General features: G+C 66.0%; 25 protein-coding genes. 13 read left to right on the top strand and 12 right to left on the bottom strand.

Features of this window, described 5'->3' with window-relative positions:
• Position 1: 1 nt before the first annotated feature.
• Entirely contained in the window at positions 2 to 982 is a 981-nt protein-coding gene (cysK, locus tag ACE3TH_RS03925) for a cysteine synthase A (RefSeq protein ID WP_374597543.1), read from the bottom strand.
• A gap of 141 nt (positions 983 to 1,123) precedes the next feature.
• Between cysK and ACE3TH_RS03920 the strand changes: the two genes are divergently transcribed.
• The 4 genes from ACE3TH_RS03920 to ACE3TH_RS03905 are packed head-to-tail and all read left to right on the top strand — an operon-like array spanning position 1,124 to position 4,950.
• Positions 1,124 to 2,041, top strand: a complete 918-nt coding sequence (locus tag ACE3TH_RS03920; RefSeq protein WP_374597541.1) for a DMT family transporter — start codon at positions 1,124 to 1,126, stop codon at positions 2,039 to 2,041.
• Positions 2,042 to 2,089: 48 nt separating this feature from the next.
• Positions 2,090 to 3,433: a flagellar protein export ATPase FliI gene (gene fliI / locus ACE3TH_RS03915; RefSeq protein ID WP_374597539.1), complete on the top strand. Its 1,344-nt coding sequence runs from the start codon at positions 2,090 to 2,092 to the stop codon at positions 3,431 to 3,433.
• 28 nt (positions 3,434 to 3,461) lie between these two features.
• The gene (locus ACE3TH_RS03910) at positions 3,462 to 3,872 is read left to right on the top strand and encodes a flagellar FliJ family protein (protein ID WP_374597537.1); all 411 of its coding nucleotides are present in this window, start codon (positions 3,462 to 3,464) and stop codon (positions 3,870 to 3,872) included.
• 4 nt (positions 3,873 to 3,876) lie between these two features.
• Positions 3,877 to 4,950, top strand: a complete 1,074-nt coding sequence (locus ACE3TH_RS03905) for an endo-1,4-beta-xylanase (protein ID WP_374597535.1) — start codon at positions 3,877 to 3,879, stop codon at positions 4,948 to 4,950.
• Positions 4,951 to 5,081: 131 nt separating this feature from the next.
• Here ACE3TH_RS03905 and ACE3TH_RS03900 read toward each other — a convergent pair whose 3' ends face one another.
• Positions 5,082 to 6,038: a glycosyltransferase family 9 protein gene (locus ACE3TH_RS03900; RefSeq protein WP_374597533.1), complete on the bottom strand. Its 957-nt coding sequence runs from the start codon at positions 6,036 to 6,038 to the stop codon at positions 5,082 to 5,084.
• 95 nt (positions 6,039 to 6,133) lie between these two features.
• On the opposite strand from ACE3TH_RS03900, the gene ACE3TH_RS03895 reads away from it, so the two are divergent.
• The 3 genes from ACE3TH_RS03895 (at position 6,134) to ACE3TH_RS03885 (ending at position 8,123) form a co-directional block, all read left to right on the top strand.
• Positions 6,134 to 6,928: a folate-binding protein YgfZ gene (locus ACE3TH_RS03895; RefSeq protein WP_374597531.1), complete on the top strand. Its 795-nt coding sequence runs from the start codon at positions 6,134 to 6,136 to the stop codon at positions 6,926 to 6,928.
• A gap of 63 nt (positions 6,929 to 6,991) precedes the next feature.
• On the top strand, positions 6,992 to 7,807 hold the full coding sequence (locus ACE3TH_RS03890) for a ferredoxin--NADP reductase (RefSeq protein ID WP_374597529.1): 816 nt from the start codon (positions 6,992 to 6,994) through the stop codon (positions 7,805 to 7,807).
• Positions 7,779 to 8,123: a chorismate mutase gene (locus ACE3TH_RS03885; RefSeq protein ID WP_374597527.1), complete on the top strand. Its 345-nt coding sequence runs from the start codon at positions 7,779 to 7,781 to the stop codon at positions 8,121 to 8,123. The genes ACE3TH_RS03890 and ACE3TH_RS03885 overlap by 29 nt, the downstream gene beginning before the upstream one ends.
• Here ACE3TH_RS03885 and ACE3TH_RS03880 read toward each other — a convergent pair.
• The 6 genes from ACE3TH_RS03880 to ACE3TH_RS03855 form a co-directional block, all read right to left on the bottom strand.
• Complete coding sequence (locus ACE3TH_RS03880; RefSeq protein ID WP_374597525.1) at positions 8,120 to 8,473, bottom strand: Hpt domain-containing protein; 354 nt, start codon at positions 8,471 to 8,473, stop codon at positions 8,120 to 8,122. The genes ACE3TH_RS03885 and ACE3TH_RS03880 overlap by 4 nt on opposite strands.
• Positions 8,473 to 9,894: an amino acid permease gene (locus tag ACE3TH_RS03875; RefSeq protein ID WP_374597523.1), complete on the bottom strand. Its 1,422-nt coding sequence runs from the start codon at positions 9,892 to 9,894 to the stop codon at positions 8,473 to 8,475. Before ACE3TH_RS03875 ends, ACE3TH_RS03880 begins: the two co-directional genes overlap by 1 nt.
• Positions 9,895 to 10,183: 289 nt before the next feature.
• The gene (locus ACE3TH_RS03870) at positions 10,184 to 10,699 is read right to left on the bottom strand and encodes a 2'-5' RNA ligase family protein (protein WP_374597521.1); all 516 of its coding nucleotides are present in this window, start codon (positions 10,697 to 10,699) and stop codon (positions 10,184 to 10,186) included.
• A 42-nt stretch (positions 10,700 to 10,741) separates the two neighbouring features.
• Positions 10,742 to 11,905 carry a glutathionylspermidine synthase family protein gene (locus tag ACE3TH_RS03865; protein ID WP_374597519.1) on the bottom strand — a complete coding sequence of 388 codons (1,164 nt, stop codon included), beginning with the start codon at positions 11,903 to 11,905 and terminating at the stop codon, positions 10,742 to 10,744.
• Between the two features lie 4 nt (positions 11,906 to 11,909).
• Positions 11,910 to 12,656, bottom strand: coding sequence for a PspA/IM30 family protein (locus ACE3TH_RS03860; RefSeq protein WP_374597517.1), 747 nt, complete (start codon positions 12,654 to 12,656; stop codon positions 11,910 to 11,912).
• Between the two features lie 15 nt (positions 12,657 to 12,671).
• A complete protein-coding gene (locus ACE3TH_RS03855; RefSeq protein WP_374597515.1) occupies positions 12,672 to 13,352 on the bottom strand; it encodes a YjfI family protein in 681 nt (226 codons plus the stop codon).
• 98 nt (positions 13,353 to 13,450) lie between these two features.
• Between ACE3TH_RS03855 and ACE3TH_RS03850 the strand changes: the two genes are divergently transcribed.
• Genes ACE3TH_RS03850 through ACE3TH_RS03835 form a run of 4 tightly spaced genes read left to right on the top strand, consistent with a single transcriptional unit; the run spans position 13,451 to position 16,225 of the window.
• On the top strand, positions 13,451 to 14,494 hold the full coding sequence (locus ACE3TH_RS03850) for a potassium channel family protein (RefSeq protein WP_374597513.1): 1,044 nt from the start codon (positions 13,451 to 13,453) through the stop codon (positions 14,492 to 14,494).
• An 8-nt stretch (positions 14,495 to 14,502) separates the two neighbouring features.
• On the top strand, positions 14,503 to 15,165 hold the full coding sequence (locus ACE3TH_RS03845; RefSeq protein ID WP_374597511.1) for a YjfK family protein: 663 nt from the start codon (positions 14,503 to 14,505) through the stop codon (positions 15,163 to 15,165).
• Between the two features lie 24 nt (positions 15,166 to 15,189).
• Positions 15,190 to 15,603, top strand: a complete 414-nt coding sequence (locus ACE3TH_RS03840; RefSeq protein ID WP_296164681.1) for a DUF350 domain-containing protein — start codon at positions 15,190 to 15,192, stop codon at positions 15,601 to 15,603.
• 7 nt (positions 15,604 to 15,610) lie between these two features.
• Positions 15,611 to 16,225, top strand: coding sequence for a DUF1190 domain-containing protein (locus tag ACE3TH_RS03835; protein WP_374597508.1), 615 nt, complete (start codon positions 15,611 to 15,613; stop codon positions 16,223 to 16,225).
• A gap of 7 nt (positions 16,226 to 16,232) precedes the next feature.
• Here ACE3TH_RS03835 and ACE3TH_RS03830 read toward each other — a convergent pair whose 3' ends face one another.
• Both ACE3TH_RS03830 and ACE3TH_RS03825 read right to left on the bottom strand, forming a co-directional pair.
• Complete coding sequence (locus ACE3TH_RS03830; protein WP_374597506.1) at positions 16,233 to 16,886, bottom strand: response regulator; 654 nt, start codon at positions 16,884 to 16,886, stop codon at positions 16,233 to 16,235.
• The gene (locus ACE3TH_RS03825; protein ID WP_374597504.1) at positions 16,883 to 18,772 is read right to left on the bottom strand and encodes a sensor histidine kinase; all 1,890 of its coding nucleotides are present in this window, start codon (positions 18,770 to 18,772) and stop codon (positions 16,883 to 16,885) included. The genes ACE3TH_RS03830 and ACE3TH_RS03825 overlap by 4 nt, the downstream gene beginning before the upstream one ends.
• A gap of 190 nt (positions 18,773 to 18,962) precedes the next feature.
• On the opposite strand from ACE3TH_RS03825, the gene ACE3TH_RS03820 reads away from it, so the two are divergent.
• Together ACE3TH_RS03820 and ACE3TH_RS03815 are read left to right on the top strand one after the other, a co-directional pair.
• Complete coding sequence (locus ACE3TH_RS03820) at positions 18,963 to 19,415, top strand: peptidase S1 (RefSeq protein ID WP_374597502.1); 453 nt, start codon at positions 18,963 to 18,965, stop codon at positions 19,413 to 19,415.
• A gap of 77 nt (positions 19,416 to 19,492) precedes the next feature.
• A complete protein-coding gene (locus ACE3TH_RS03815; protein ID WP_374597500.1) occupies positions 19,493 to 20,656 on the top strand; it encodes a TMEM43 family protein in 1,164 nt (387 codons plus the stop codon).
• A gap of 36 nt (positions 20,657 to 20,692) precedes the next feature.
• Here the strand turns inward: ACE3TH_RS03815 and ACE3TH_RS03810 are convergent, their stop codons facing one another.
• Positions 20,693 to 21,433: a peptidase gene (locus tag ACE3TH_RS03810; protein ID WP_374597498.1), complete on the bottom strand. Its 741-nt coding sequence runs from the start codon at positions 21,431 to 21,433 to the stop codon at positions 20,693 to 20,695.
• Positions 21,434 to 21,518: 85 nt separating this feature from the next.
• Positions 21,519 to 22,343: a transglutaminase domain-containing protein gene (locus ACE3TH_RS03805; RefSeq protein ID WP_374597496.1), complete on the bottom strand. Its 825-nt coding sequence runs from the start codon at positions 22,341 to 22,343 to the stop codon at positions 21,519 to 21,521.
• Between the last annotated feature and the right edge of the window lies 1 nt (position 22,344).

Raw genomic sequence — 22,344 nt, 5'->3', positions numbered from 1 at the left:
GCTACAGGCCCTCAAACAGCGCTGTACTCAGATAGCGTTCCGCGAAGCTGGGGATGATGGCCACGATGGTCTTGCCGGCGTTTTCATCCAGGGCGGCCAGACGGAAGGCGGCCAGGACGGCGGCACCCGAGCTGATGCCGACGGGAATGCCTTCGACGCGAGCGACCTTCCTGGCCATGTCGAAGGCGTCGTCGTTGGAGACCTGTTCCACGCCGTCGATGATCGAGCGATCGACGATGGAGGGCACGAAGCCCGCGCCGATGCCCTGGATCTTGTGCGGGCCCGGCTCGCCGCCCGACAGGACGGGGCTGGCCGTGGGCTCGACCGCGATCATGCGCAGCGACGGCTTCTTGGCCTTCAGGGCCTGACCCACGCCGGTGATGGTCCCGCCGGTGCCGACGCCTGCGATGATGATGTCCACGGCACCGTTGGTGTCGTTCCAGATCTCCTCGGCGGTCGAGACCTTGTGGATGGCGGGGTTGGCGGCGTTATCGAACTGGGCCGGGCTGACGGCACCGGGAGTGCGCTCCAGCAGCTCCTGAGCCATGGCGATGGCACCCTTCATGCCCTTTTCAGCGGGGGTCAGCACCAGTTCGGCCCCCAGCAGGGCCAGCATCTTGCGCCGCTCGATCGACATGCTCTCGGGCATGGTCAGGATCAGCTTGTAGCCCTTGGCGGCGGCGACGAAGGCCAGGGCAATACCGGTATTGCCCGATGTCGGCTCGATCAGGACGCCGCCGGGCTTCAGCCGCCCGGACTGTTCCAGCGCCTCGATCATGGCCACACCGATCCGGTCCTTGACCGAGGACACGGGATTGAAGAACTCCAGCTTGGCCAGAACGGTGGCTTTTGGCTGATACTCCGCCGACAGGCGCGGCAGGCCTACGATAGGGGTATCGCCAATGGTGTCCAGGATCGAGTCATAGACCTTGCCCCGCCCGGCTTTCAGGTGGCGGCTGGCGTCATAGGCGGCGTCGGTCATGGCGGGGTTCCGGTCGGTCGGGGAGGACAACACCTTAACAGATAAGGCTTGCGGTCAGATCGCAAGGGGCCAGCACCGATTTCGACGACATGGGCCGAAATCTTCGGCGCGGTAAGGACCATTCCCGGCTAAGGCTGCGCCATGTCGTCCGCACCTCCCACGCCAACCCGGATTTCAGCCCTGCCTGCCGCCCTGCCCTATCTGGCCCTGCTGGGCGGGATGGTGTCGCTGGCGGTCGGCACGTCGTTTGCGAAACAGCTGTTCCCGGTGGTGGGCGCGGAGGGCACTTCGGCGCTCCGGGTCGGGTTGTCGGCGCTGGTACTCGTGGCGATCTGGCGACCGTGGCGGTTCGGGCTGAACCGGGCCGATGCGAAGCGGGTGTCACTCTACGGCCTGGTTCTTGGGCTGATGAACCTGTGCTTCTACATGTCGCTCCGGACCATTCCATTGGGCCTGGCCATCGCCATCGAGTTCGCCGGCCCGCTGACGTTGGCGCTGATCCATGCGCGCAAGGCCATCCACTTCGTCTGGATCGCGTGCGCCGTCGCGGGCCTGGGCCTGCTGCTGCCGATCCGGGGCGGGCTTGGAGCGCTGGACCCGGTCGGCGTGGCGTTCGCGGCGGCAGCGGGCCTGTTCTGGGCGCTGTACATCGTCTTTGGAAAGCGGCTGTCGCATATGCATGCGGGCCAGTCGGTGGCCCTGGGCATGAGCACGGCGGCGGTCGTCATCCTGCCGTTCGGGGTGGCCAGCGCGGGCACGGCACTGCTGGCTCCGTCCGTCCTGCTGATCGGCCTGGGAGTCGCCCTGGTGTCCAGCGCCCTGCCCTATTCGCTGGAGATGATCGCGCTGCGCCACATCCCCAAACGCACCTTCGGCGTCCTGCTGTCGGGCGAACCCGCCATAGGCGCCGTGGCGGGGCTGTTCCTGCTGCACGAACAGCTCAGCGGCCTGCAGTGGCTGGCCATCGGCCTGATTGTGGTGGCCTCGGTGGGGGCGATCCTGACGACGGGTCAGGATACGGCAAAGCCTGTGGATGTCTCACTGCCAAATCCCGGCTGAACCAGCCGACTTCACCCCTCATTAACCACGATGGCGCATCCGTGGAGGATGCGCTCACTCACCGCCGCCGTCGAAGCGATCGACCCGCTGGTCGTGACCGGCAAGGTCGCGGGCGTGAACGGGCTGCTGATCGAGTCCCGGGGCGGGCTGTCGCGGCTGTCGGTCGGGGCGCGGGCGGAGATTCAGCGCGGGCGCGGTCTCAATCCCCTGCCGGCCGAGGTCGTGGGGTTTCGCGACGCCAAGGCCCTGCTGATGCCGTTCGGACCGGTGGAGGGCGTGGCGCCCGGGGCCGACATCCGCATTATCGACACGGCGGCCAGCGTGCGGCCGACCACCGCCTGGCTGGGCCGGATCATCGATGCCTTCGGCCAGCCGATCGACGGCAAAGGCCCCCTGCCTCAGGGACCGGCCGCCTATCCCCTGCGCACGCCGCCGCCGCCGGCCCATTCGCGCGGCCGCGTGGGCGAGCGGCTGGACCTGGGCGTGCGGTCCATGGACGTCTTCACCACCACCTGCCGGGGTCAGCGTCTGGGCATCTTCGCCGGCTCGGGCGTCGGCAAGTCGGTGCTGCTGTCCATGCTGGCCAAGGAGGCGACGTGCGATGTCGTCGTCGTCGGCCTGATTGGCGAACGGGGCCGGGAGGTGCGCGAGTTCGTCGAGGAGACCCTGGGCGAAGAGGGCCTGCGCCGCGCCGTCGTGGTGGTGGCGACATCGGACGAACCGGCGCTGAAGCGGCGTCAGTCGGCCTATATGACCATGGCGATCAGCGAATATTTCCGGGATCAGGACCTGGAGGTGCTGTGCCTGATGGACAGTGTCACCCGCTTTGCGATGGCTCAGCGCGAGATCGGTCTGGCCGCGGGCGAGCCGCCGACGACCAAGGGCTATACCCCCACCGTCTTCACCGAACTGCCCAAGCTGCTGGAGCGGGCCGGGCCGGGGCCGGTGCGGGCCGACGGCACGACGGCGGGGCCGATCACCGCCCTGTTCACCGTGCTGGTGGACGGCGGGGACCATGACGAGCCGATCGCCGATGCCGTGCGCGGTATCTTGGACGGTCACATCGTGATGGACCGCAAGATCGCAGAGCGCGGGCGTTTTCCCGCCATCGATGTGCTGAAATCCGTCAGCCGCACCCTGCCTGCCTGCCAGACCCCGCCCGAGCGCGAGTTGAACAAGCGCGCGCGCCAGTGCCTGAGCGCCTATGCCAATATGGAAGAGCTGATCAAGATCGGGGCCTACCGGACCGGGGCCGATCCCATCGTGGACCGCGCCATCGCGCTTAATCCTGCGCTGGAAGCCTTTCTGGGACAGGACAAGGATGATCACACGCCTTTGGCCGAATCCTTCAACCGGTTGGAAAGCATTCTGAACCAAGGTCTGATCCAGTGACCCTGGCTGTTGGGACGAGAGAGTACGCATGACCACCTGGGCGCAATCGCTGATCCGCATTTCCAACTATGAGGTCGAGACGCTGCAGAAGCGTCTGGCCGAGATCAGCGACCGCAAGGCGCAGACGGAACTGCGCCTGGCCATGCTGGAGGCCGAGGCCGAGGGCGAGCAGGACCGCGCGCGTCAGGATGTCGACGCCGCCATGATGCTGCGCGCCTACCTGAACGGCTGGAAGCAAAAGAAGGCCGCCGTCCAGGCCGACGTCGCCGCCATCGAAGCCGAGGAAGAAGGCGCGCGCGACGCCCTGACCAGCGCCTTCGAGGAGCTGAAGAAGTTCGAACACGTCGCCGAAACCACCCGCCTGAACGCCCTCCTCGCCGCCGGCAAGCGCGAGACGGCGGCGTTCGACGAGATGGGGCTGCGGCGGCGCGCGGTCTGAAACCGTGAAGCCCAGCCGACGCGACCTGCTGGCCGCGCCGCTGCTGGCTGTTCCCGCACTTTCCGCCTGCGACCGCTTCGCCTCTGCCGCGCCCGCGCAGGGTCCCGAGGCCTTGCCGCTGAAGGACATCCTGCCCTGCCCGTTCGGGGCGACGGGCATGACCTGGCAGCTGGATCAGGCGGACTGGATCGCCCAGACGCTGAAACACTGCTCCCAGCTGACGCCGGAGTGGGAACAGAAGATGGAGCGGACCCTGGGGCCCGGCTTCACCTATGATTTCGAGCCGTCGGACCGCGTCGTCGGCTTCGCTCGCGACAACGGCCTGCGCGTCCACGGCCATACGGTCATCTGGTACTCGCAAGGAGCCGAGGTGTTCGACGATGCCACCCTGCCACGTGATCGGTTCGCCGCCGAATACGACCGCTACATCTCCACCTTCGTGGGTCGCTACAAGGGTCAGATGGCGGGCTGGGACGTGGTCAACGAGCCGGTGGCCGAGGACGGCGAGGGCCTGCGCGACTGCCACTGGAGCCGGGCGCTGGGCATGGACGGCTATATGGTCCGGGCCTTCGAACAGGCGAAGGCGGCCGACCCTGACGCGGTCCTGTTCCTGAACGAATACAATCTGGAGAACATTCCGAAGAAGGGGGCGACCTTCCTCAAGCTGGTCGAGCGACTGCTGAAACTGGGCGCGCCCATCGGCGGCATCGGCACGCAGTCGCATCTGGATATCGAAATCCCAGCGGGTCAGATCACGACCTTCATGCGCGATGCCGCGTCTCTTGGCCTGCCCATCCATGTGTCGGAGCTGGATTTTCCGATGCAGCGCGAGGGGAGGATGCCCGATCTGCGAAGCGTTGCCGACAAGCGGGCGCAGCAGGTGGCACGTGTGGGCGAACTGGCAGAGGCGTTCATGGCGTTGCCGGAGCGGCAGCGCTACGCCTTCACGACCTGGGGCCTGCGCGACATCGACAGCTGGCTGGTCCGCGAGGGCAAGAGCAGCGACAGCCCCCTGCTGCTGGACGCCGAGGGACGAGCTAATCCGGCGTATCAGGCGGTGGTGGCGGCGGTGGGCTGACCCGTTCCTTCCCCACCGGGGGAGGGGGACCATCCGCAGGATGGCGGAGGGGGGCAAGTCACAAGCGCCGGTGTCTGGGGCTAGCCCCCTCCACCATGATTCGCGCGGTCCCCCTCCCCCTCCCGCTTCGCTCAGGGGGAGGAATGCGCCAGCAGCTTCTTGGCCGCCTTCAGCACCCGCTCGGCCGGCAGGTCGTTCATGTGCTGGATGGCCTGGTTCAGGCGCGGGTCGATCTTGCGGTATTCCTCGACCGAGCGGGGACCGCGCACGGCGATCCCGCTCCAGGGACCGCGCTCGGCCTCGTCAGACGGGCCAAAGGCGGCCACCACCGGCGCGCCCGCCGCGGTCGCCAGATGCGTCCACAGCGAATCCGGGCCCAGATACAGCGCTGCGCGCCCCAGCAGGGCCACGGCCTGCAAGGGTGTCAGACGCCCGACCAGTTCGGTGGCCCGCCCCCGGCTGACAGCCAGGCGAATGGTGTGAGCGTCGTCGCGGTCCTTTTCGTCGCCCAGGATCAGCAGCCGTCCGCCCGCCAGGGGACCGTCATCGGCGATCAGGGCGGCGGCGACCTTGGCATAGCGTTCGGCGGGCCAGTGACGCCCCATCCAGTCCGTGCCGGGGGCCACGGCGATGATGGGGCCGGATGCAGGGGGGATCAGGGCGTCCACGGTCGCCTGCGTCGCCTCCGACACGAACAGGCGCGGCGCAGGGATATCGTCCAGATGCAGTACCCGGGCCGCCAGCTCGACGGCATGCACCCCCGCCTCGCCTGCGCCCCGCACGGCCCGCTTCTGACGCTTCAGCTTGCCGGAAATAGTCGAGCCGCGCATGTCGACCACCAGCCCCCAGCGGGTGTCGCGCACCTGGTTCCACAGGCCCAGCCAGTCCAGTCGTGTTTCCTTGTCCAGCACGATCAGGCGGCGCAGGCGAGGCGTGTCAGCGAACAGCGGCGCGCTGGTCCTGGACCCCACGATGGTGAAGTCCGCCGTCGGCATCGCCTCGACCAGATAGGCCAGCACGCCCGACGACAGGACGGCATCTTCCGGACTGGCCTCGGCGATGTACAGAATGGGAAAACGGCCCGACATGACTGGACCGTATACGGATTCTCGTCTGCGGATCAGGGGTCAAGCAACTGTCCCCAGCTATGGTCGGCGCGGGCGAGCGCCCCTATCTAGACCCCATGACGCAGATCGCCCACCTCGACAGCCGCGCCTTGATCCGGGTGTCGGGTCCGGATGCCCGCCCCTTCCTGCACAATCTGCTGACCCAGGACGTGGAGACGCTGGCCGACGGAACCGTGCGCTACGGTGCGCTGCTGTCGCCGCCGGGGCGGTTACTGTTCGACCTGTTTCTGTGGGGAGAGGCGGACGGCGTGGTGCTGGATGTGGCGGCGGACCGGCGCGAGGCGTTGATCCAGCGGCTGTTGATGTACCGCTTGCGCTCCGATGTGCAGATCGCGACGCTGGACGAGGCGGTATTCGCGGCCTGGGACGGCGAGGCGGCGGGGTTCGTGGCGGACCCGCGACTGTCGGCGCTGGGCGGCCGGGCCTGGGGCCTGCACATCGAGACGACGGCGAGCGAGAACGACTATCGCGCCCACGGCATTCGGCACGGCGTGCCCGATCCGGCGCTGGACACGGTGCCGGACAAGACCTGGCCGATCGAGGCCAACTTCGACCTGCTGAACGGCATCGACTTCCACAAGGGCTGTTTCATCGGTCAGGAGACCGCCTCGCGCATGCATCGGCGTGGCACGGTCAAGAACCGGATGATGGGCCTGACCTTCGACGGCCCGCCGCCCCCGTTCGGAGCCGAGGTGCTGAACGGGAGCTTGCGCGCCGGAGAGGTTCTGGGCGGGCGCGACGGGTCCGCCATCGCCCTGTTGCGCGTCGATCGGCTGGAGGGGGAGCTCAGCGTCGACGGACGCCCCGTCATCGCCCACTGGCCCGAATGGGTGCCGCGCGACGCTGGCTGACACCGCGACAGCGACACCCCATCCCTTTCGCCGGACGCCCTCAACCGCTAACACACGCCGCACATGACCGACGCCGCCGTATCCCCCCCTCCCGTCAAGGCCAGCCCCTTCCATGAACTGGAAGTGCTGTCGGTGCGCCACTGGACCGATCAGCTGTTCAGCTTCCGCATCGCCCGGCCCGAGGATTTCCGCTTCCGCTCCGGCGAGTTCGTGATGATCGGCCTGCCGGGCGAGGATGGCGGAAAACCGATCCTGCGCGCCTATTCCATCGCCAGCCCGCACTGGGACGAGGAGCTGGAGTTCCTGTCCATCGCCGTGCCCGACGGGCCGCTGACCTCGCGCCTGGTCAAGATCAAGCCGGGCGACACCGTGCTGATGGGCAAAAAGCCGACCGGGACGCTGGTGCTGGATGCGCTGACGGGCGGCGAGCGGCTGTGGCTGATCGGGACGGGCACGGGCCTGGCCCCGTGGCTGTCGGTTGCGCGGGACCCCGATACCTATGCCCGCTTCGGTCGGGTGATCGTCTGCCATACGGTGCGCAATGTGGCCGATCTGGCCTACCGCGATTTCTTCACCGCCGGCATCCATGACGACCCCCTGATCGGCGAGGAGGCCAGGGCCCAGCTGGTCTATTACCCCACCGTGACGCGCGAGCGGTTCGAAACGCCCGGCCGCATCACCGAACGCATCAAGTCCGGCGACGTCTTCGCCGACCTGGGCCTGCCCCTCGGCTTTTCGCCCAATACCGACCGCGTCATGCTGTGCGGGTCGATGGCCATGATCAAGGAGACCGGCGAGCTGCTGGAAACCTATGGCCTCAAGGAAGGCTCCAACGCCGAGCCGGGCGACTATGTGCTGGAGCGCGCCTTTGTCGGATGAAGTCGTGATCGACGCGCGCACGCCGCCTGAGGCCTGCGAGACGATGGCCCAGGTGCGCCACGGCGTCGACGCCCTGGACCGGGCCTTGGTGACCCTGCTGGCCGAGCGTCAGCGCTACATGCACGCCGCCGCGCGCATCAAGCCCAGCCGGGACGTCGTCCATGACGACGCCCGTATCGAGGATGTCGTGACCAAGGTCCTGGCCGCCGCCGAGCCCGCCGGCCTGTCGCCCGACATCGCCGAACCCGTCTGGCGCACCCTGATCGACCGCTGCATCGCTCACGAGCTGGCGGTCTGGGACCGGACGCGGGTCTAGCCTCGAAGGCTTTTCAGCATCAGCGCGTGGCGATAGGCGGCTACGTCGGCCAGCGCCGCATCCAGGGCCGTGCGGACCCGATCCAGCAGGGGCGAAGCCGTGGCCTTATCGGCCCCTTCGGCCTCTGCACAGCTCTCTGCCAAGACCCCTGCCCCGATGCCGAGCGCGGCCCCGCGGATGGTGTGGACGGCATCGCGCCAGCCTTCTTCGCGCACATCCAGCAGGGGCGACCAGAGTGAGGCCTGCTGGACGAACAGACCCAGCACTTCTTCGCCGATGGTGTCGTCACCCGCCGTCATGGCCTCCAGCACGGTGAAGTCCACCGCGCCGGACACGTCGCGCAGGGCCATCAGCCGGCGGTCTCTTCGCCCTTGGCCAGGCGCGAGTGGCGGGCCGACCAGGCGAAGTAGATCAAGAGGCCGCCCACGTTCCAGATCAGGAACCAGACCTGGGTGTTCACCGGCAGGCTGAACAGCAGATACAGGCAACCCGCGATGCCCAGCGGTCCGATGATCCAGGCCAGCGGGGCCTTGAACACCCGCGTGCGCACCGCGTCCCGGACCCGCAGCACCAGCAGGCTGGCGCAGACGGCGGTAAAGGCTGCCAGCGTGCCCGCATTGGCCAGGGCCGCGATCTCGTCCAGCGGCAGAAGCCCGGCCAGGATGCTGACGATGACGGCAGTGAACAGGGTGACCACCACCGGCACGCCGCGGGCCGACACCTGACCCAGACGACGCGGCAGCAGGCCGTCGCGCGCCATGACGTAGAAGATGCGGGTCTGGCCATAGAAGAAGGCCAGGATCACCGTCGGCACGCCAACAATGACGGCGGCGGCCACGATCTGGGCAGCCAGGGGCTGTTCGAGAATGCGCAGGATCAGGGCCAGCGGCTCGCCGCTGTCGGCGAACTGGCTGAACGGCATGGAGCCCACCGCCAGGGCCGCGACCAGCATGTACAGGATGGTACAGATGATCATGGAGCCCAGGATGCCGATGGTCAGGTCGCGGGCCGGATTGCGCGTCTCCTCCGCCGCCGTCGCCACGGCGTCGAAGCCGTAGAAGGCGAAGAAGACGATGGCTGCCCCGGCCATCACTCCGACCTCGGCCCCCGCCGGTCCGTTCTTGTTGAAGCCGAACGGCATCAGCGGCTCGAAATTGTCTGGATTGAAGGCCGGTGCGACGACCGCGATGAAGACCAGCAGGGCGCTGCATTTGATGACGACCAGCACGGCATTGACCGTCGCGCTCTCCTTGGTGCCCAAGAGCAGCAGGCCCGTCACCGCCAGGATGATCACCACCGCCGGGATGTTGATGATCCCGTCCGCATGCGGCCCGGCCGTCAGGGCCTGAGGTATGATGATGTCGATGGTTCGCAGGAAGCCGACCGCATATTCTGACCAGCCCACGGCCACGGCACTGACCACCAGGGAATACTCCAGGATCAGGCTCCAGCCGATGATCCAGGCGATGGCCTCGCCAAGGGCCGCATAGCTGTAGGTATAGGCCCCGCCCGACGCGGGCATCATGGTCGCAAGCTCGGCATAGGCCAGGGCCACGCAAGCGCAGATCACGCCGACGATGGCGAAGGCCACGATGATGCCCGGCCCAGCCTTTTCGACGCCAACGCCCGTCAGCGTATAGATGCCGGTCCCCACGATGGCCCCGATGCCCAGCAGCATCAGATGCGGCCAGCCCAGCGTCTTCTTCAGCGCGGGTCCCTCGTGCGGGGCCAGCATGGCGTCGATCGAACGACGGCGGTTCCAGAAGGCCATGATGCGTAACTCCCCGCGCCGCTCCCCGGCGGCTGATTCCGTCGCCGACCCTAGACGGTCCTGCGACAAAGCGGAACGGCGGGCCGACTGCGCAGAAGACATGGCTCTGCCACCAGTCTGGTGGCGCGACATGGTAGGGATGAGCAGCTCGGCTGATCGCGCAGACCGCCACTTATCAGCGGATACGCATGATCGAACCCCACATCACCACCAGCGTCGACGACATGGCACAGGCGGTGGCGATCGGCCCTCGCTTTAGAAGCAACCCCTGGCACCTCAGGCTTTGTATTCAGTGTGCCTTGAAGTCAAAGCGATCGACCAGGGCCCAAGGGCCGCCCAGATAGCGCCAGAGCAGCAAGCCTTCGGCCACGATGTCGAACGGCTCGAATGTCTGCTGGAGCTGTTCCAGCAAGGTTCGGGCATCGTCGGGTTCGACCTTGTTCTGAACCGTGATGTGGGGCCGGTATGAGGCCTGGTCCTGGCGCGTCAGCCAGGGCCCGAAGACGTCGGCGAGTTCGCTTCGGAGAGCCTCGAGATCGGGCGAGGACAGGCGATAGGCGACACCACGACCCAACGACCATGGTCCCCTCACGTCGATCGGAAGCGGTCGCCGTTTCTGGCAGGCCGCCCTGAGTGTGTCGACGATCGCCCGTTCATGATCGCCCGGCAGGGCGTGGAACAGTGTCACGTGAGCGGGCACCTGGTTGCGGTGGCGCGGAAAGTGCGTCTGACGCAGGTCCTCGAACCAGGCGAAGGCCCCCTCGTCCAGCGCAGCGGTGACGATCAGGGGCGGCGTGTCTGGCATTCAGGATCCGTCGTACGGGTAAGGACGGTGGTCGGCACGCGCTCAATCCCGGATGAAGTGCGGCAGGAACCGTGAGGTGTTGCGCGTGACCCGCGTGTCGTCTTCGCGCAACCCGATGCCGGCGGCCTCCTCACCGACGACCCAGGAGCCGATGATGACATGGTTGTCGTCGAAACGGGCGGGAGGGCGCAGGGCCTGGCGGATGTGAATGCCGTCACCATAGCCGCCGTCCAGAACGGGATCGGCCACGCCCTTCTCGATCAGTTCGACATTGGCGCCTTCGCGCGAGAACAGAGGCTTTCGGACATAGGTGTCGCCCAGGCGCGCATGGGCCGGATCGCTCTCGAAATACGCTTCCAGCAGATTGGGATGGCCGGGATGCCGCTCCCACAGCAGGGGCAGGATGCCCTTGTTGGAGATCAGGCTCTTCCAGGCCGGTTCCAGCACGGTAACCTCAGCCGTCGGGAGAGGCCGCGCATAGTCGTCGCGCAGCATCTGTTCCCACGGATAGAGTTTGAATAGCGCCCCGATCAGCCAGTTCTCGTGATCAACGAACCGCCCGTCTGTATTCAGCCCGATATCGCCCAGGGCCACGAACTGCGGATCCAGCCCCGCCTGCTTGGCCAGATCCTCCAGGAAGAGCACGGTCTGGCGATCCTCGACGAAGTCCGGCTCCGACGAGAAATGCATGAAGCCGCCATCGGGAAAAATCGTCCGAAAGCGCGCGACCAGCTTCTCATGCAGGCTGTTGAATTGGTCAGTCTCGGACGGCAGCACGCCTGATGCGATCTGGTCTTCCAGCCACAGCCACTGAAACACCGCCGTCTCGTAAACCGAGGTCGGGGTATCTGCATTGTATTCGTACAGTTTGGCCGGGCCGGTGCCGTCGTAGAAGAAGTCGAACCGGCCATACAGCGAGGGTTCCCCCCGCTTCCAGCTGTCGGCGACGTAGTCCCGCATGGCCTCCGGAATATCCAGATCGGCCATCAGACGCTCAGATTTGACCACCTCGTCGACCAGATCCACGCACATGGCGTGCAGGGCCTCGGTCGGGGCCTCCAAATCCTCCTCGACCTGCTGCATCGAAAAGGCATAGGCGGCGGTTTCGTCCCAATACTGTTCGCCGGACACATGGTGCCAGGTGAAGCCCAGGCTGTCGGCGCGAGCCTGCCAGTCCGGGCGCGGGTCGAATTTCAGGCGTTGCAAGAGATCAGGCCTTGTCGCGGTCCACGGGCTCGCCCTGCTGGATCAGCGGCGTCACCACCTGCACCTCCTTGGGCGCGGACAGGCGGGCCAGGACGTCGTCGGCGGACGAATGGCCCGGCAGGATACCGGCCTCCTTCAGCTTGGCGTCCAGGTCCGCTCCGGTGCGCTTGTCCTCCAGTTCCTGGCCGGCGCGCAGCTTCTCTTCGTTGACGGCCTGGCGCTGCTTGATGCGGGCCAGGCTGTCGGCGGCCGAACCGATGCGGGAATGAGCACCCGCCGATTGCAGGGCGACGGACGTCTGGGCCTTCTGGACCGAGTCATTGACCTTCACGATGTCGATCTCGCGACGCAGCGTCTCGATCTTCTGGTCCGTCTGGGCGATGGCGGTACGCAGGCGGGTCTCGGCCTCCTTCATGCCGGCGATCATCGGCTCGCGCTCGCCGATCTGCTGTTCCAGCTCGGCGATCCGGACCGCGACCTCGCGGGCCAGATCCTCCTTGCCTTGCGACAGGGCGGCACGGACGGAGTTTTCGTATTTGGCGATCTGCTCGCCGAAGCTCTTGAGCTCGTTCTCGGCCATGCGGCGGCGCGCGACCAGACCCGCCAGGTCGTCACGGGCCTTGCCCTGGGCATTGTCGGCGTCGCGGATTTCCTGATCCAGGATCTTCAGGGCATTCGCATCGACGATCTGCTGGCCCGCCTCATGGGCGGTGCCGCGAAACAGGGCCGACAGTTTGGCGAGCATAGACATGGTTTCTCTCCCGGTTCAGGCCGCGTCGGCGCCGAAGGTTTCGCGCAGTTCGGTGGCGTCGATCGCGTTCTCGGCCAGGGTACGCAGTTCGATCAATATGGTCTGAAGCGTCGTCTTGCACGACAGTTCGCCCATCAGCTCATAAACGTCCTGGCCGTCCACCGTGGTGATGGCGAAGTTCGACAGCGGCACCACGCGCTGTGCCTTCAGCAGGAAGGCGTTGAACCGGTCGGCGTCCTTTTGTTCAGACACGGGCCACAGCAGCACCGAACACACGATCTGGGCTCCGCCGACCGACAGATAGATGGGCAGGTCGCCATATTCATTCATGGTCGCCAGAAGGACGGGCTCGGCCCCCTCCAGCACCCGCAGGGTCATCTCGCCCTCGCGGACCAGATCGGAACTTTCCAGCGCTGTCTTGATGGCCGGTACGGTCCAGGACGTTTCGATCACGGCATCCATGGGATGGTTCACTCCAGAAGGATCGGGGAAAGGGTTGCGACGCGGGCGACGAACGATCTCAGGTCCGCGTGTCGACTCGGTGACGATGGCGTGGACCGCCGCCTTCACATCCTCTCGCGCGGGTTCGGGCACCCAGAACTCCAGCTTGACCATGCCCGCCTCGCGTCGGGCCTTGCGCCAAGCACGTATACGATCGTTCGCCGAGGGCAAGGGTTTCGAGGATTGATTACGCATGTTTCATGTAACGCGTAACAGGAACGGTTGACATTGGCCAGTCGTCTGCGATGACTTCACGCATTCCGGGCATGGGGCCCGACCGGGGTCAAGGGCGAATGCTGCTGCCGCGACTGAAACTGGCGCGCATATTCGACAAGGCCTTCCACGCGATGGCCGATCTGCACTGGACCATGCTCGCGGCACTGATCGGGCTTCATGCCGGATCGACATGGCTACTGCTCGATATCGCGGGCGAGGCGGAACTGACGTCGCCTGTGACCTTCTTCTATTGGTACGCCACGACGGCCTACACCGTCGGCTATGGAGACCTCAGCCCTGGAACAGACCTCGGCCGATTGATCACTGCGATCTGGGTGTTTCCCGGTGCCATCGCCGCCTTCACAACCGTCGTGGCCAAGGTTCTGGGTGCCATCGGCGACATCTGGCGCCTGCGCCGCGCGGGCAAGGGAAACTATTCTCGCATGACCGACACCATCGTTCTCATCGGCTACCACCCGGCGCGGACCGCCAAGATGATCGAGGAGCTGTGTTCGGACCTGAACCCCGACCAGACCCTGGTCTTGCTGACGCGGCAGGCCGTGACCGACCTCGACAGCCGCATCCGCTATGTCCAGACCGAAAGTCTGACCTCGGTCGTCGCCCTGACGCGCGCGGGCGTCGCCCAGGCCTCGCGCGTTCTGGTGTTCACCAACTCCGATTCCGACACTTTGGCGGCGACACTGGCGGCGACGGCCCTGGTACCTGCCCAGGCCCATGTGGTCTGCTATTTCGAGAACGAAGACCATGCCCGGCTGGTGGATCAGCACTGCCCCCAGGTCGAGGTCGTGCTGTCGGCCGGACCCGAGATGGTAGCGCGCGCATGCAAGGACCCCGGAGCCAGCCAGGTCATCAGCGCCCTGACGAGCCATCTGGATAAGGAGGCGACCCTGTTCAGCCTACAATGGCCGGACCGGACCGCACGTCCATTCGGTGATCTGGCCCGTGCCCTGCTGGATCGCAGCGCGACCTTGCTGGCCATCCAGCCGGCTGACGCGACGAGCCCGACCTTCAATCCCGCACCCGACCGGCCCGTTCAGCCCGGCGACCGGCTGTTCTATGTCGCGTCAAACAGGGTCGATGCGGCGGCCCTGGCGGGGTAAGAGGGGTCATGTTCAAGCGTCTGTTCGGTGCCGGCGACAAAACCCCGCCCGCGGCCACCCTGGCCGAGGTGCGCAACATCACGGTGGGTCGGACCGTTTCGCTGGATCCGCTGGCGTGGGAGCGGCTGGGCGACGAGACGCACTTCAAACTGGACCGAGACGCGCTGGAGATCACGGCCCAGGGGCGGGTCGTTCTGGACGGCGGCCAGCATGTGCACCGCTTCTATACCGACGACCATGTGATGCTGCAGGCAATGAGCGACAGCGCCGATGGTCAGGGTGCCTATGACTTCACCCTGTTCGTTCCCTGGACCTCGGCCTATCCGCCGGGGCAGCGCGAGCGGCGGATGTGGCGCGACCGACTGTCGGCTCCGGTGTTCGACGGCGCGGCCGAGGATCTGCCTGCCTATCCCCGCTTCTGGTTTTCTGAAAGCGATGCGATCCAGCCGCCGGTGGAGCTATGGGAGTCCCTGTTCGACGATCGCACAGCGACGGCGCCCTATAGCCGCATCTTCCAGACCTGCATGCTGTATGCGCGCGACCTGTCGGGCGGGCGTGAACTGATGCTGGCCCTGGAAATGGAACCGCACGATCAGGACGACATCGTCGGCGACGTCACACACGAAATCATGATCGGCATTCCGCTGGAAATGGCCGAGTTCCGCGCCTGATGCGCAAGACTGACTGGGGGTAACATGTTCGACTGGTTCGCATTTCAGACGGGGGCCACCGCCTTCATCATCGCCTTTGCCGCGGCTGTGGCCTTCTTTGTAGCATTCAAATTCATCTACCAGCTGGTCACGCCCTATCATGAGAGCAGCCTGATCCGGCAGGGTAACACCGCCGCCGCCGTATCGCTGGGCGGGGCACTGATCGGCTTCGTCCTGCCGCTGGCCTCGGCCCTGTCACAGACCGTCAGCCTGATGGAGTTCGCGCTCTGGGCCGTGCTGGCCGGCGTGATCCAGATCGTGGCCTTTATCGTCGTCAGCCGCCTGGTCTATCGCGGACTGGCCGCGAGGATCGAGGCGGGCGAGTTGGCGGCTGGCATCTATCTGGGCTCCATTTCCATCGGCGTGGGTCTGCTCAACGCCGCCTGCATGACGGCGTGAGGGCACGATGAGCGACGACATCCAGATCACCGACACCTCCACCATGCGACGCCTCAAGCGCTCGCGGACGCTGCATGTTTCCAGCCTGATGGCGACGGTCAGCTTCTCCATGGCCGCCTGCGGATCGCCCCAGCGGTCGGTGCCCGAGCCCGTGCCGGCCCTGGCCTATACCTCGGTCGCGGAATGCCAGGCGGCCAACGACATTCCCGACGCGGAGTGCGACGCCGCCTATGCCGAGGCCCAGCGCGTCGCCGCCGAAAGTTCGCCCCGCTATGCGACCCAGGCCGAGTGCGAGGGTCAGTGGGGCCCCGATCAGTGCCGTCCGTTGAACACTGGCGGCGGCTCCTTCTTCGGCCCCCTGGCCACCGGCTTCATCATCGGCCAGTTGCTGAACGGTGGCGGCTATCGGGGCGGCGGTCCGCTGTATCGGGATCGCGATGGCCAGTATTCCAACGGCTACGGCGGCGGCTACCTCAGCCGCGACTACCGCACCGGGCGGACGATCACCAATGCCCGGGACCATACGCCCGAGGCCCGTCAGGCACCGGCGCGCGTCCAGAACCGCACCACCGTTGTATCGCGCGGCGGCTTTGGTGGCGGCGGTCGCGGTTACGGCGGCTGACGGCGCTTCAGAGCTGAAGCTGCCCCCGGCGCATGGCGACGTAGACGGCCTCGCCACGAGAGGTGACTTCCAGCTTGCGATAGATGGCCTTGACGTGATTGCCGACCGTCAGGGGCGATATGCCTAGCGAGCGGGCGGCTTCCTTGTAGCTCTGCCCCCGAGCGAAGACAGTCAGGAGTTCGACCTCCCGGCGCGTCAAGCTTTCGGCCGCGACGGCTGGCGGCACTTCTTCCACATCCGACTGACGCAGTCGGTCCAGCAGGTAGACGGCGGCCGATGCACTGATCGGCGCACCGCCCATCAGGGTCACATGGATCCCGTCCAGAATGGTTTCCGGTGTACTGTCCTTGAGCAGATAGCCGTCCGCACCTGCCCGAAGAGCGGCCACCACAGTGGCGCGATCCCCGAAGGCCGTCACCACCAGAATCTTGCAATCCTGTGCGCTCTTCAGGGTCCTGATGAAATCCAGACCGCTGCCGTCAGGCAGGCCGATGTCGGTCAGGACCAGATCGACCTTCCGCTCCAGAATGGTTTGCGCCTGTGCGATGGAGCCGGCCTGGGTGTCCAGCACCAGGCCCGGGTCGCTGTCGATGATGTCGACGAAGTGGGCGGCGACGTTCACGTCGTCTTCGAGCAGGGCAATGCGCCTGGGCTCGGTCATGGCCTGGCCTGATCCGGGTTGCGCGGCAGAACCAGCACGATCGTCGTGCGACTGGCGTCGCGGTTGCTGTGGAGGCTGGCTCCGATGGCGGCGGCTCGCGACTGCATGTTTCGCAGCCCGTGTCCGGACTTGCCGGCGTCATCCAGCCCATGAGGTCCGTTGTCGCTGATCGACAGGCGGACGCCGCCGTCAGGCTCGGGCGCCAACACGATCTCGATACGGTCCCCGCCCGAATGCTTGAGCGCATTCGTGACGGCCTCTTGCAGGATGCGAAAGACCTGCAGCACAGCCCTGGGCGGATAGTCCGGCAGGGGTGTGTTGAGCAAGGTCGTCCAGGCAAAGCTGAATCCTGCGCGTTCGACCAGGGGCCGAGAGCGCTCCTGGAAGGTGGTCAGGGCGGACGCGAGAGACTCCCCCACGGAATCCATCGAATCGATCATCAGACGCATCTCGTCGATGACCGACTGGAGGCCCTCGGCCATCGAGGTCGCGTCGACCTTGCCTCGCCGAGCCGCGAGCAGCATGCCCATCAGCTGACTGCCCAGACCGTCATGCATGTCGCGCATGATGCGGCGCCGCTCTTCCAGATGCGCCTGCTGTCGTGCCAGCTCGGTTTCACGGGCACGCGCCTCGGCCAGTTCTGCCTCACGCGTTGCAAGCGTTTCCGACAGGTAGGTGTTGAGGCTGACCGTCGACTGAAAGAGGCGGAAGTTCCGCTGAACGAAAGCGACGATGAGCAGGAACAGAAGAACCGGCGCAGACTGGACGACGTACTGCCCGGTGTTCAGACCCAGATGTTCGCCCAGCGCGTCCAGAACGATGCAGACCGCGATGATGCTCATCAGCGCCGCTTCCACGAGCCGGTTTTCGTCTGACCGGAATGCGTGCCAGCCGAGGCGCGCCACCACCCCGATCCCCAGCGCTGTCGTATACCAGCTCCAGATCTGGGCCGGCACGTCGAACCCCTCTGGCATGGGCCGATAGATCAGCCAGAAGATGCTGACGAGGACAAACACCAGCCAGGAGGCCAGCACGGCCAGCTGCAGACCGCGTGAAGGCCGCCCCGTCCAGGTATCCACAAAGCCCAGCAAGGACGCCGACAGCAGGCTGTTCAAGCCAAAGAAAAGGACCATCCGCAGCGTACCGCCGATCGGCTGATCCAGAACAAGGGCGTAGGCTGCCAGGCCAGTCCAGGTGAAGCACACCGTGGCCAGCCAGGCGGCGAACAGCCGGTTCTCAGCACGCCAGATCAGCAGGACGGCGAACAGCCCGAGAAGAAAAGTGGTCCAACCCGCGATCAGAAAATACTCGCCCTGCTGCCAGAGCCTGCGGGCGGCCCAAGGCTGGACCTGGTCGATCGGAGCGAGGATGGGCGGATACAGATCGGTATAGGGATAGCCGTCACGCACGATCACGTAGCTAACGGTGTTGGAGCCAGCCCTTAAAAGTCCCGACGGGATGCGGACGACCTTGCCTTGCTGGCCCTGAAAGGTCTGGCGCCCGAATTTCAGGTTGCCGTCGGCGACCACGATCGACCCGTTCACAGCCACCAGCATGTTGTCGACCTGATGATAGGTCAGCATGCCCAGTCCGCGTGCCGGTACAGCATCCAGATCGAAATCCATCTGCAGCGAGGCATAGACGGGCTCGCAACACAGAGTATGCGGCAGGGTCACAGGGGTATGCGCCACCCCCTGGGCCGCCTCGAGGGAAGGTACTTCCAGCGTGGCGACGCGCGGATTGGTCAACTCGATCCTGTCGAGGTCGCGGGAAGGCGGCGTGGCTAGAAACGGCTGATAGACCGCAAACCAGAAGACGGCCTGTACAACGATCGCGGTGATGGCGAACCGCGCAAGCCGCCTCAGACGATCCGTGGTTTCGGCCATGCGCTCCCCCCTACCTGCGCTCGACAATCAAATCCTGGCTGGCTCTTCGTCCCAGCGACAGCCGTTAAAGGCCTATCGAGCACTGTTCGACGACCGCCATATACGTGGTGGTAGCCATATGGCCAAGCTGTGTCCTATGAAAGCCACAGTCGACATAACGTCGCTCCATGAAACTCGCTGAGGATGCATCATGAAGAAAGTCGCTCTTATTGCCGCGCTGGCCACGCTGGTGGCTGGCCCGGTTGCCGCCCAGAACGCCGGGCTGACCGCCAACTATGGCGAGATCAATCTGCGCTCAGGCTTCACGCCCGACCCCTACCGCGTGCAGGTCACCGCCGGCGGCTCGGTGAATGGTGGTGCCCTGCCCGGTTCCTGCACCGGCATGATCAGCGAGGCCCCCGATTTCGAGGTGAGCTATTCGGCTGGCAGCCTGCCCCTGGTCTTCCGCACCCTGTCGTCGTCGGACACGACCCTGATCATCAACGGCCCAGACGGCAGCTGGTCCTGTGATGACGACAGCTATGGCGACGGGGACGCCGAGGTGCGTTTCAACCGTCCCCAGAGCGGCACCTACGACATCTGGATCGGCACCTTTGGCGGCGGCACATCGTCCGCCACGCTTCTGATCACCGAAACGCCCTGAGTGCGGCCCAGCGGGGCTGGTCGCGCGGCCAGCCCCGCAAACGTGATCTCACACCCACAACTGTTCGGAGGGCTGTCATGGCTCGAAACACCACCGTGGTGACGCGGCGCAACTATCTGCAACGTCTGGGCGACAGTCTGGTCGGCACACTGATCGGCCTGGCGCTGATCGTGGCCAGTGTCGCCGTCGTTTTCTGGAATGAAGGGCGAGCCGTCGAGGCGAGCCGCGGGCTGGCTGCGGGTGAACGTGTAGCCCTCTCCCTGCCTCAACCGACTGTTTCGCCGACTAATGAAGGCAGGCTAGTGCACCTGAGCGGCCCGGTCGTTACGTCTTCAGCCATCACCGATCCCGACACGGGATCCGTATTCCCGGCAGCCCTCGGTGTGCGGCGCACAGTCGAGATGTTCCAGTGGATCCAGACCACATCCTCGCAAACCCAGGACAAGCTGGGTGGCACGCAGGAAACCACGACCACCTATAGCTATGCGCCCGGCTGGAGCGACAGCCCCCAGGACAGCTCGACCTTTGCGGAGCCCCAGGGACACACAAATCCTGCATTTGCCTTCCGCTCCCAGGCCTATTTCGCGGCCGACGCCAGGATGGGTGGATTTGCGGTGTCACAGGCTCTGCTTGAGCAGGTTCCGGCTGAAGCGCCGGTACTGCCGGATGTCATCCCGCAAGGCTGGGTGCAGACAGAGACGGGTCTGTTCCGTGGCACCGGTACCGCCGCGTCACCACGGATAGGCGACATCCGCGTGAGTTATCGACAGTTGCCATCCGGCACGGTCATGTCCGTGCTGGGTCAACAATCCGGTGCCGGACTGACGTCATGGAGGGCTCCTGGGAGCGACTACAGCCTGTTGACCGCCCGGCCGGGCTCAGTTGCGGCCGACGCCATGTTCGCCGACCAGAAGTCCAGTGAGGGACTGGTCACCTGGGTGATCCGCGGCGGGGGCTATCTGATGGCCATCATCGGCTTTCTGATGTTGCTTGGCCCGCTGTCCGCACTGGCCAATGTCGTGCCTTTCGTGGCCACGTTGCTCGGTACAGTATCGGGCTGGATCGGCTTCGTACTGGCCACAGTGTTGACCGCAGGCACCATTGCGCTGGCGTGGCTGGCCGTTCGCCCCATTCTTGCGATTGGGCTGCTGGTGGCGGGCCTAGGTCTGTGGCTGGCCGTGCGTCTGGTCGGTCGGTCCGGAACTCGGCCGCTCGCGGGATCGATCTCCGGCAGCCGCTGACCATCGCGGCTCTGTCAGGGGGAGGCGACCGTCCCCCTAGCTCAACAGCCATGGCGGCTCGGGCATGGCGCGGCGGGCCGCCGTCTGTGCCCGGGTCCACTGGTCGTGCAGGTCGGTGAAATAGGGGTCGTCCCTGTCGATGCGGCGCTCGTCCCCGCTCAGATAGCCGCGCCGCAGGGTCAGCATGTCGAAGGGCGAGCCGACGCCCACATTGCATCGCATGGTGGTCGAGAACGAGATCAGGCCCAGCTTGACCGCCGTGGCTAGGGTCGTGTCGGACGAAAGGCCGCTTTGCAGAATGGGCTTGCCGTACTTCAGCTCCCCGATCTGCAGAAAGGGCGTGTCCATCCCGCACTCGATGAAATTGCCCTGGCTGTAGATCAGATACAGCCCCATCTCGCCGCCCGCGATCTGGCCGCCCAGCAGCATGGAGGCGGAGGTGTTCAGGCTGTCGGCCTCCATGGCCGGGGCAATAGACATGCGGGTCTCGCGCAACGCATGACCCAGCAGTTGGGCACAGCGGAACAGGCTGGGGGCGGTCTCCAGCGTCTCTGGCGGTTCGCCGACATGCAGATTGACTCCGTCGCGCACCATGGCCAGCGCCGTCTGGGTCACCGACAGATTGCCGGCGGTGCAGACGCCCAGCACACGCTCGCCCGGCTGGTTGACCACGTGCAGCTTCTTATAGGACGAGATGTTGTCCACCCCGGCATTGGTCCGGGTGTCGGCGATCATCGCCAGGCCTTCTTCGACCAGCATGCCTACGCAATAAGTCACCGGATCCCCGTCCTGCGACGCCCCAAAGTCGGCTGAGTGACACTAGCCGATTCGCGCGACCGTCATGCCCCTGTCACGCGATAGCCTATGCCTGCTGCTGACCCTGTTGCATGTCGGCATCACGCACGGTCAGCTGCACCGCCAGCTTTTCGCCGCGTCCGCCATAGCTGGTGCCGCGCACAGGGGCGGCCCCCAGATAGTCCAACCCCACGGCTACGCGCACATAGCGGTCGGTTGGACAGATGCCGTTGGCAGGATCGAAGCCAACCCAGCCGAAATCCTCAATCCAGGCCTCGGCCCAGGCATGGGCGGCCTCCTGATCCTCGCGGTCGCGACGCAGGAAGTGACCGGACACATAGCGCGCCGGCACGCCCATCGAGCGCGCCGCGGACACGAAGACGTGGGCGTGGTCCTGACAGACGCCGCGTCCCAGGGCCAGAACCTGAGCGGCGGTATGGGTCGGCGTGGTCACCCCGACCTCGAAGGCGACCGATCCATGGATGGCGGCCATCAGACGGTGCATCCGCTCCAGCGGCGGGTGGGCCTTGAACTCGGACGCGAAGACCGCGATCAGCTTGTCCGGCTTGGTCAGGGGCGTGTCGCGCAGATAGACGATGGGCGACAACTGCTCATGGCCAGCGCGCACGACGCCGGCGGTGTCGACCGTCGTCACCTCACCCGTCACCCGCACTGTCAGGCTGGTCGTCGGCTGCTCGGTATAGAGGGCGTGGACGATGTTGCCGAAGGCGTCCTCGGACTGACGCAGGCGCGCGTCCACGTCGGTCTCGATCCGCCAGCCGCGCACGGTCTGGCTCTCGGTCGTGCGCGGCGTCAGACGCAGGGTCTGGATGATGTACCGCGCGGCACGGTCGTAGGAATAGGTGGTGGAGTGGTCGATCCGGATACGCATG

It is taken from the genome of Brevundimonas sp. (genome assembly GCF_041919755.1).
Lineage (GTDB): Bacteria > Pseudomonadota > Alphaproteobacteria > Caulobacterales > Caulobacteraceae > Brevundimonas.
This window is presented reverse-complemented; position numbering and strand designations above follow the sequence as displayed.